Here is a 9,310-nt window from a genome sequence, read left to right as displayed (position 1 = left end):
GCGGGGTGGGCGGCCTGCTGGCGGCGGCGGCGGAGCGTCCGCCGGAGGAGCGCGACCGGCTGGTCACCCACGCCTTCGCCGCGGTGCTGGAGCCCTGCCGCGACTGGCCCGGCAAGGTCAAGGCGCTACTCCAACAACCTGTCGGCGGAGCTGATCGGGCTGGCCGCCGCCCGACGGCTCGACCCGGCGGTGCGGACCCTGCCGGAGTCGGCGGCGGTGCTGACCGCGCCGGCCATGATGGCGGCCCCGCACACCGACTGGACGGGGCTGCGGCTGCTCAACCATTCGGGGCTCAGCGCCGCGTCGCGCATCACCCCGGCCCAGACCATGGCGCTGATCCAGGGCGCCGGCCCGGCGGTTCTGGCCCTCCTGCCCGGCGAGGACGAGGGCAAGGTTCTGCCCACCGGCGTGCGCGCCAAGTCGGGCACGCTGGCCTACGCCAAGGCGCTGGCCGGAACGCTGACGACGGCGGGCGGGCGCACGCTCGGCTTCGCCTTCTTCGTCACCGACGAGGAGCGACGCGCCGCCATGGACCGGACGATGGACCGCCGCATCGCCGAGATCCCCCCGGAGGCCCGCGCCTGGCTGGCCCGCGCCCGCAAGCTGCAGGCCGACCTGCTGGAGTTGTGGATCGCCGGCCTGTAAGGAGCGTCGATTGCAGGCGCCCGTGAGCGCGACGCTTGGCGAAGGGCGACGGTCGGTTGTACACTGCGACTGAATGTCCCACCGAGGTTCTGGATGCCGATTAGCCCGCGCGCACGCCGACTCCAGCAGGGTTCCGACACACCGGACATCGCGGCCAACCGCTACCACGACCGGCAGTTGGGCGCGGAGGTGGTCAACATCGTGGTCGGCGGCTGCGTGGTCAGCGACGACCCGAACGTCGTCATCACCACCACGCTGGGCTCCTGCATCGCCGCCTGCCTGTTCGATCCCGTCGCGGCGATCGGCGGGATGAACCATTTCCTGCTGCCCGACCACAACGGCGACCGGCTGTCCATCTCCTCCCGCTACGGCAGCGCGGCCATGGAGCAGCTCATCAACCGGCTGCTCACCGCGACGGGGCGGCGCGACCGGCTGCGCGCCAAGATCTTCGGCGGGGCCAGCGTGAACGGCGCCCCGCGCAGCGCCGGCATCGGCCAGCGCAACGTCGAGTTCGTCATGGAGTATCTGGCGGCCGAAGGCATCCCGACGATGAGCTGGGACGTCGGCGGCACGACGGCCCGCGCGGTGCGCTTCTACCCGACCTCCGGCCGCACCCAGCGCCGCCTGATCGGGGAGGAGACGGTGCGGGACATCGCGCGGTCCGAAACCTCCTTCATGGACCGGCTGCGCAAGACCGGGATCGATGGCGACGTGGAACTGTTCTGATCCCCATGCTCCATGGATTGTCCCGCCTGCTGCCCGCCATCGCGGACCAGAACCTCGACGAGGCCGCCGTCTACCGGCGGGAGTCGCTGTACGAGCGTCCGCGCTACGAGGGCACGCGCGGCCTGATCCCCGCCGCCGGCCCCCTGCTCTGCCCGCTCTGCGGGCGGGAGGCGGCGCGCTTCCTGCCCTTCGGCCTGGGCGGACGGCGCAATGCGCGCTGCCCGGACTGCGGGTCGCTGGAGCGCCACCGCTTCCTGTGGAGCTTCCTGGCGGAGCGGACGGACGTGCTGCGCCGGTCGCTGCGCATCCTGCACACCGCCCCGGAACCCTGCCTGGAGCCGCTGCTGCGGGCGCGGCACGGCCGGCGCTACGTCACGCTGGACCGCTTCAACCCGGCCGCCGACGTGCAGGCCGACCTGACCGACCTGCCCTTCCCGGACGGCCGGTTCGACCTCGTGCTGTCCAGCCACGTGCTGGAGCATGTCCCCGACGACCGCGCCGCGCTGCGCGAGATCGCCCGCGTGCTGAAGCCCTCGGGCCGCGCCGTCCTGCTGTTCCCCTACGACCCCAAGGGGCCGACGCGGGAGGACCCGGCGATGGACACCCCCGCCAAACGGCTGGCCGCCTTCGGCCATCCCTATCATTACCGGATTTATGGTACGGATACCCCCCAGCGCATGGCCGAGTCCGGGCTGGACGCCACGCTCGTCGCCTCTACGGCGATGCTGAGCGCGCACCGGCGGCGGCGGCGGCGCATCAACCGCAACCACCTGTTCCTGGCGCGGCCGCGCGCCGCGGCGGGCCGGGCGTCCGGGGAGGGGTCATGAGCCGCAGCATCCGCATCGCCACCTTCAACCTGGAAAGCCTGGACGACACCGGCGACCTCTCCTTCGAGGAGCGCGCCGCCGTCCTGCGCCCACAGCTGGAGCGGCTGGACGCCGACATCCTGTGCCTTCAGGAGGTCAACGGCCAGCGCGACGCAAAAGGGGAGCCGCGAATCCTGCGCGCCCTGAACCGGCTGCTGGAGGGCGGCCCCTACGCCGCTTTCCACCGGACCTCCGGAGGCGAGGGGACCAGGCTGGCCGACCGCCACAACCTCGTTCTGCTGAGCCGTTGGCCGATCCTGGCGGCGCGGCAATACCGGCACGATCTTGTGCCCTCCCCGCAGGTCCGCATGGTCACCGCCGACCCAGCCCAGCCCGGCGGCGACGCCGTGACCTGGGACCGACCGGTGCTGCATGGCGAGATCGAGCTGCCCGGCGGGCGGCGGCTGCACATCTTCAACCTGCATCTGCGGGCACCCATCGCCGCGCCGGTGCCGGGGCAGAAGAAGAACGCCTCCACCTGGAAAAGCGTCGGCGGCTGGGCGGAGGGCTTCTATCTCGCCTCGATCAAGCGGGCCGGGCAGGCGCTGGAGGCCCGGCTGGCGGTGGAGCGCGTGTTCGATGCCGACCCGCAGGCGCTGATCCTGGTCGCCGGCGACCTCAACGCCGAGATCGAGCAGACCCCCGTCCGCATCATCCGCGCCGACCTCGATGAGACCGGCAACGGCCATCTCGCCGGGCGGTCGCTGGTGCCGCTGGAACGCTCCGTCCCCGAGGAGCGGCGCTTCACCGTTTTGCACGGCGGCGACGCGGTGATGCTCGACCATCTGCTGGTGTCGCGCGCCCTGTTGGGCTGGTTCCGCTCCGCCGAAATCCACAACGAGGCGCTGGGCGACGAGCTGGTGGCCCACGCCACGGTCAGCCATTCCCCGGAAAGCTACCACGCGCCGCTGGTCGCCCGTTTCGAGCTGCCGGATCAGACGGTGACGGAGACGATGGCGCCCGGCGAACCGGCGCCGTAGGACCCCGCGGCGCGGGGAACGGCGGCCGGGGCGGTTCCCGTCGGACCGGCGCCTGTCGCGGGCGGCGTTCCGCTGGACGGGGCGCCGCTCGACGTGGGAGGATCGAATCCCGGACCAGCGCTCCGTCCGGCGCCGTCCGGCGTGGCGGTGCCGCTGGATGCGACGCCCCCTTTACCCGTGCCGGGACCTTCCGCAGTCGCGCCGGTCGCGACGCTCAATCGGCTGGCGGTGCGACGGTATTCCTCCACCACCTGTTGCGCCGGGATCTGATTCTGGGTCTCGCCCGACGAGCGGTCACGGAAATAGATGACGGCCAGCCGGGCGCCCTGGTCGTAGCGCAGGACCGGGCTGATGTAGCCGCCCGCCACCACGACGGGATCGGATGGGGAGGCCGCCGAGGCGGATTGGGCCGCAGCGTTGGATGAGGTTTGGGAGGTTTGTGTCGCGGCATTGGCCACGGCGTCGACCGCGGATTGCGGCGTCGGAACCGCCGATGCCGGAGTCGGCCGGTTCGCCTGGATGCCGGAAACGCTTCGGATGTCCATGGCTGGCCGCCTTTCCCCTGCGGGTCCGGTCCCGGACCAGCCGGGCGGACCCCGATTGGACGACGCGCGGTCAGACCGTGATGTTGAGGTTCTGTCCGCGGGTCGGGGTGGTGTTGCCGCCCGACGACAGGGCTTGCTGGCTCTGCTGCGCCTGCTGATCCTGGGCCTGGACCTGCTGACGGCGATCCTCTTCGGCCTTCTGGGCCTGCTGGTTCGCGTCGGTTCCCCGTGTCTGCTGCAGGGCCGCCGGCCCGCTGCTTAACGGTGTCGTGAAGGCTTGCTGTTGATAGCCCCCTATGCCGCTGACGCCCATGACACGCACTCCTCGCTGTCCGCACTCCCATCCCAGTAGAGTAGGCAAAAATTGCCGCGCGTTCAAGTGGGACTCGCGGCCCATCCCTCGCAAATCACGCGAAGATCACCGATGCGCTCGCTTTGCGCGAGGACTCGCCGGGAACCGCTTCCTTTATATGCGGGGATTCGGAAGCCGGCGGGTCAGGCCGGTTCCGGTTCCAGGAAGGCGCCCTCGCGAATCGCGAAGTCGAACCGCCCGCCGTCCAGCGCCGTCACGTCGTAGGTCAGCGAGCGGTCGATGCTGTTGTCCGCGTTGAAGGTCAGCACCCGCGGCCGCAGCGTCGCCAGCTCCGTCGGCTGGCAGTACCAGGAGGCGGCGATGATGACCTCGTCACCCGGCTGGCAGCTCCGCGCCGCCGAACCGTTCAGCACGCAGCAGCGTGAGCCGCGCTCGCCGTAAATCACGTATGTGCTGATCCGCGCGCCGGAGTTCTTGTTCCAGATTTCCACGAATTCCAGCGGGTAGATCCCGACCGCCTCGCAATGCTCCGGATCGAGCGTGATCGACCCCTGATAATTCAGGTTGGCGTCGGTGACGCGCAGGCAGTGCAGTTTTGCTCGGACAACCTTGATCATGATCCCCTCTGGTCGGTGCGGCCGGTCGGCAGTTGGGGGAATGTTTGTAACCGCAATTGCGAAAACAGCAAGCCTTCCGGCGCCCACGGTATGACCGGCGTCATACCGCCACCTTGGGCTGAAGCTTTTGCCTTTGGTGGTATTTCCATCCCGGGTGCGATGCGGCATGTTCTGCGCCGGTTTCAAGCCCCCCGGCGCCGCCCAACAATAGGGTCCGGGGTCCGGCTGCGCTTCTCGAACCCGACAACGGGCATAGGCCGGCAATTGAATTGGGAAGGTGTGCGCCCGCGATGGCTGCGACGGCATCCGCGACACGGTACGTGATCTTTTCCGTCTCCGGCAGGGCATTGGCCCTGCCGGCGGAGTCCGTGCGCCGGTTCCTGCCGCTGCCCCGGCTCGACCGCCCGCCGGCGGCGCCCGCCGTGGTCGCCGGGCTGTTCCGCTACCAGGGCCGCGCCGTCCCGGTCCTGCGGCTCGACCTTCTGTTCGGGTTCGAGGCCGCGCCGCCGGAGCTCTACGCCCCGCTGCTCCTGACCGACTGGGACGACCGTCCGCTGGCCCTTCTGGCCGAGCGGGTGTTCAACATCCTGCCGGTCCCCGACGCGGAGCGGACGCCAACCGACACCGGCCTGACCTTCAACGGCTGCGCCGTGGCGACCATTCCCCACGGCACCGGAACGGCCACGGTGATCGATCCCACCCGCCTGCTGACCGAGGCGGAGGGCCGGCTGCTCGCCGCCTTCCAGGCCATGGCCGACGAGCGTCTGGCCCGGCTCGGCGCCCCCGATTCCGAGACCGGGGAGGAAGCCCGATGAACCGCATCGACGCCATCCTGCGCGATCCCGTCTTTCCCCGGATCAAGGCCGCCGTCATCGGGGCGACCGGACTCGCCTACTACGCCGACAAGGACGCCGCCCTGGCGGAGCGCATCAACCGCCGCCTGTCGGACAAGCCGACCCTCGGCCTCGCCGCCTATCTGGCGCAGCTCGCCGGAGAGGGGCCGACGGGGCCGGAGTATCAGGCGCTCATCAACGAGCTGACGGTCGGCGAGACCTTCTTCTTCCGCTACGCCGAGCAGTTCGAGGCGCTGTGCGCCGTCGCCATCCCGGAATGCCTGCGCCGCAACCGGGAGAGCCGCCTGCTGCGCATCTGGAGCGCCGGTTGCTCGATCGGGCCGGAGGCCTACACGCTGGAAATCCTGCTGAAACGGCATTTCGCCGAGCAGCTGCGCGACTGGCAGGTCAGCATCGTCGGCACCGACCTGAACGCCAGCTTCATCGAAACGGCGCGGCGCGGCGTCTACGGAAACTGGGCGGTGCGCGGGCTCGACCCGGCGGTCCTGGCGGAATGCTTCGACCGGCAGGGCGACCTGTGGGCGGTCAAGCCGCGCTTCCGCGAATGGACGAGCTTCTCCGTGTTCAACCTCGTGGACGGGCCGCTGCCCAACTACCCGCGGGGCCTGGGCGCGCTGGACGTCGTGCTGTGCCGCAACGTCATGATCTATTTCGACGAGCCGACGCGCACCCGCCTGCTGGAGAACCTGCACGAGGTGCTGGTTCCCAACGGCTGGCTGGTGGTCGGCCATGCGGAGACGGGACAGCAGGTCAACAGCCTGTTCACCCCCGTGCCGGTTCCGGGCGCCACCCTTTACCGCAAGCCGCGCCCCGGCTGCGCCCCCGCGGCGGCCATGGCCGCGACCGCGACGCCCGCCTTCATGGCGTCGCCCTTCGTCGAACCCTTTCCCGCCGCCGAGCCCAAATCCACAGAGCCGAAGCCGCCAGCGAAACGCAGCACGGCGGCGGCCTCCTCGACGCGGCTGCGCGCCGCCACGGTGAAGCCGGCAGCCCCACCCACACCACAGCCGCCGATGCCATCGCCGGCCAGCCCCCCCGTACCCGCCTCCGACGGCGACCGGGCGGCGGCGCTGGACGCCTGCATCGCGCTGGCGGAGCGCAACCGCCTCGACCCCGTAGCCCATTTCCGGCTGGGCCTGCTGGAGGAAGAGTTGGGCGTCGGCGACCCGATCGCCGCCTTCAAGCGGGCGCTCTATCTGGATTCCGACTTCGCGCTCGCCGACTACCATCTTGCCCTGGCCTACTGGCGGCGCGGCAAGCTGGCCCCGGCGCAGCGCCATTTCCGCAACGCCCGCGCCACCGTCGCCGCCCACGACGCGACGGAGCTGGTGGCCGAGGGCGGGGGCCTGACCGTGGCCGAACTGCGCAGCATGATCGACCTCTGGTTCTCGGGTGAGGAGCCGTGATGGACGACCGGACCGGAGCCGGAGAGGCGGCCGATGTGAAAGACGGCATCGACTGGGCCGCCGTCCGCGCGCGTCTGGCCAGCCAGGGCCGGGAGGCGGCGGAGGCCGCGGCGCCGGGCGGCGCCTGGGCCGACGCGCTCCTGCGCCGCCGCGCCGAGGATCTGGCGCGCGTCCCCTCCGCCGACGAGGCCGACAACGCGGCGGAGGCCGAGGCGCCGGTCGCCCTGCTGGTCGGGCGCGGAGCGGACGGGCTGTACGGGTTGGACCTGCGCCATCTGTCCCGCATCGTGCCGCTGCCGCGGGTGGCCCGCGTGCCCCACGCGACGCCGGAGCTGCTGGGGCTGATCGCCATCGACGGGCGGGTGATGCGCCTGTTCGACGTGGACCGGCTGTGCGGCCGCAACGCGGTCCCCGCGGGCGGCGGCTTCGCCGTCGTGCTGCGCGGCGGCGAGCGGCCGGTGGCGCTTCGCCTGCGCACCGTGGACACGGTGATGGAGCTGGCTGGAACCGACGTGAAGGCCCCGCCGGAAGCCGGGACCTTCGTCACCGCCATCACCCGGAGCCGCGTCGCCGTGCTGGACGTGCCGGCGATCCTGGAGACGCTGAGGAGCATGAAAGAAGAATGAAACTGAAGGTCAAGCACAAGCTGATGCTCAGCTTCGGGATCGTCTGCCTGCTGACCGGTCTGCTGGCGGCGTTCCAGATGATGCGCTTCGCCGACGGCATGAAGGTCATGATGGGCATCGCCACCTACGACATCCAGGTGTCGGAGGCGGTGCGCGAGATCGAGGTGACCGAAAGCAATCTGCGCAGCTACCGCGAGGCGGCGACCCACGCCGCGGCGCTGGCCCAGATCCAGGGTGGCGTGCCGGACATCACGCAGCTGCGCCAGCGCTATCGTGACGGTTCGGCGGTGATGTTCGAGCAGATCAACAAGCTCAAGCGGATCGCCGGCGAGCGGGCCGAGGACGGCACCACGGAGGACCGCCGCCGCATCTGGGGCGAACTGGTCGCCCAGATCAACAGCTTCGACCAGCATTCGCGGCGCATGCTGGAGGAAGCCAACGCGCTGATGGAGCGGGTGGCCGCCGGGACCGAACCGGAGGCGCTGGCGCGTCTGACCCGTGTCGAGGAGATGCGGGTGGCCATGGCGGGCCAGCTCGCCAGCCTGCACAGCGACATCAGCCGCCTGTCGGAGGCTGGGCGCCAGAACATCCGCGCCCTCTACGACGACGCGGTGCGCTCCTCGATCCTGGCGCTGATCATCGTGGTGGCCCTGGCTGTCGCCATCGCCATCCTGATCGGCAGCTCGGTCACCAAGCGGCTCGGCACCGCCATCGGCTACGTCACCCAGGTGGGCAGGGGCGACCTGACCAAGTCGGTGGTCGTGCCCGGCGACGACGAGCTGGCCGAGCTGGGCACCCACCTCAACGAGATGACCGGCAACCTGCGCAGCATGGCCAAGACCACCCGCGCCACGGCCGAGAGCATGCACGCCGCCACCGCGCAGATCCGCGCCTCCACCCAGCAGCAGGCGGCCAGCGTCGCCCAGCAGCTCGCCGCGGTGGAGGAGACGACCGCGACGCTCAGCGAGATCACCGAATCCGGCGCGCAGATCAACCGCCGCGCCCAGGACGTGGCGCAGAACGCCCAGGTCGCCGCCTCCAACTCCGAGACCGGCCTGAAGGCGGTGGAGGACACCAACCAGGCGATGGACGCCATCCGCGAGCAGGCGGAGGCCGTCGCCGAGAACATCGTCATCCTGTCGGAGCGCACCCAGGCGATCGGCGAGATCATTCTGACCGTCAACGACATCGCCGAGCGCTGCCACCTGCTGGCCCTGAACGCGGCCATCGAGGCCGCCGCCGCCGGGGAGCACGGCCGGACCTTCGCCGTGGTGGCGAGCGAGATCAAGAGCCTCGCCGACCAGTCGAAGGAGGCCACCGCCCAGGTCCGTTCAAACCTCAGCGAGATCCAGCACGGCATCAACGCCTCGGTCATGCTGACCGAGGAGGCTGTGAAGCGCGTCGGCGCCGGCAAGCGCCAGACCGACGCCACCCAGTCGACCATCCGCGACCTCGCCGAGAGCGTGCAGGAGAGCGTGCTCGCCTTCCAGCAGATCGTCGCCGGCACCAACCAGCAGCAGATCGGCCTGGAGCAGGTGATCCAGGCGCTCCAGAACATCCGCGAGGCGAGCAGCCAGACCGCCGCCGGCACCCGCCAGCTCGAAGGGGCCGCCACCAACCTCAACGATCTCGGCCAGGGTCTGGTCGAGGCCGTTCGGAACTACCGCGTGTGACCATGGCGACGGCACGCGGCGGCGAGGGCAAAGGAAAGGGCGGTCGGAAGGTGCGGGCG

9 protein-coding genes and 2 pseudogenes are annotated in these 9,310 nt (G+C 70.8%); 8 read left to right on the top strand and 3 right to left on the bottom strand.

What is annotated here, in order from left to right:
* The 4 genes and pseudogenes from GBZ26_RS08945 to GBZ26_RS08930 all read left to right on the top strand — a co-directional run.
* Positions 1 to 645: pseudogene (locus GBZ26_RS08945) on the top strand (D-alanyl-D-alanine carboxypeptidase); the annotation flags it as partial.
* A gap of 93 nt (positions 646 to 738) precedes the next feature.
* Positions 739 to 1,371 (top strand): chemotaxis protein, encoded by a 633-nt coding sequence (locus GBZ26_RS08940; RefSeq protein WP_174438532.1) that lies wholly within the window; start codon positions 739 to 741, stop codon positions 1,369 to 1,371.
* 5 nt (positions 1,372 to 1,376) lie between these two features.
* Positions 1,377 to 2,198, top strand: a complete 822-nt coding sequence (locus tag GBZ26_RS08935; RefSeq protein ID WP_174438531.1) for a class I SAM-dependent methyltransferase — start codon at positions 1,377 to 1,379, stop codon at positions 2,196 to 2,198.
* Positions 2,195 to 3,217 (top strand): endonuclease/exonuclease/phosphatase family protein, encoded by a 1,023-nt coding sequence (locus GBZ26_RS08930; RefSeq protein ID WP_174438530.1) that lies wholly within the window; start codon positions 2,195 to 2,197, stop codon positions 3,215 to 3,217. The genes GBZ26_RS08935 and GBZ26_RS08930 overlap by 4 nt, the downstream gene beginning before the upstream one ends.
* On the opposite strand, the gene GBZ26_RS08925 is transcribed toward GBZ26_RS08930, so the two are convergent.
* From GBZ26_RS08925 to panD, 3 genes and pseudogenes are all read right to left on the bottom strand, one after another.
* Positions 3,172 to 3,762, bottom strand: a complete 591-nt coding sequence (locus GBZ26_RS08925) for a hypothetical protein (RefSeq protein ID WP_174438529.1) — start codon at positions 3,760 to 3,762, stop codon at positions 3,172 to 3,174. The two genes, GBZ26_RS08930 and GBZ26_RS08925, sit on opposite strands and share 46 nt — an antisense overlap.
* A gap of 70 nt (positions 3,763 to 3,832) precedes the next feature.
* Positions 3,833 to 4,075 (bottom strand): hypothetical protein, encoded by a 243-nt coding sequence (locus GBZ26_RS08920; RefSeq protein WP_162801094.1) that lies wholly within the window; start codon positions 4,073 to 4,075, stop codon positions 3,833 to 3,835.
* A gap of 218 nt (positions 4,076 to 4,293) precedes the next feature.
* Positions 4,294 to 4,692: pseudogene (gene panD / locus GBZ26_RS08915) on the bottom strand (aspartate 1-decarboxylase); the annotation flags it as partial.
* A gap of 320 nt (positions 4,693 to 5,012) precedes the next feature.
* Here panD and GBZ26_RS08910 point away from each other — a divergent pair.
* From GBZ26_RS08910 to GBZ26_RS08895, 4 genes are read left to right on the top strand one after another with little or no spacing between them, the layout of a single operon-like run.
* Positions 5,013 to 5,507 carry a chemotaxis protein CheW gene (locus GBZ26_RS08910; RefSeq protein ID WP_343207246.1) on the top strand — a complete coding sequence of 165 codons (495 nt, stop codon included), beginning with the start codon at positions 5,013 to 5,015 and terminating at the stop codon, positions 5,505 to 5,507.
* Complete coding sequence (locus GBZ26_RS08905; RefSeq protein ID WP_174438527.1) at positions 5,504 to 6,952, top strand: CheR family methyltransferase; 1,449 nt, start codon at positions 5,504 to 5,506, stop codon at positions 6,950 to 6,952. The genes GBZ26_RS08910 and GBZ26_RS08905 overlap by 4 nt, the downstream gene beginning before the upstream one ends.
* On the top strand, positions 6,952 to 7,578 hold the full coding sequence (locus GBZ26_RS08900; protein ID WP_174438526.1) for a chemotaxis protein CheW: 627 nt from the start codon (positions 6,952 to 6,954) through the stop codon (positions 7,576 to 7,578). The genes GBZ26_RS08905 and GBZ26_RS08900 overlap by 1 nt, the downstream gene beginning before the upstream one ends.
* Positions 7,575 to 9,251: a methyl-accepting chemotaxis protein gene (locus tag GBZ26_RS08895; RefSeq protein WP_174438525.1), complete on the top strand. Its 1,677-nt coding sequence runs from the start codon at positions 7,575 to 7,577 to the stop codon at positions 9,249 to 9,251. The genes GBZ26_RS08900 and GBZ26_RS08895 overlap by 4 nt, the downstream gene beginning before the upstream one ends.
* Positions 9,252 to 9,310 lie beyond the last annotated feature (59 nt).

The organism is Azospirillum formosense (assembly GCF_013340925.1).
In the GTDB taxonomy this organism is placed as follows: Bacteria; Pseudomonadota; Alphaproteobacteria; order Azospirillales; family Azospirillaceae; genus Azospirillum; species Azospirillum formosense.
Note: the sequence above shows the minus strand (reverse complement) of the source record. Positions and strands in the feature narration are given on the sequence as shown.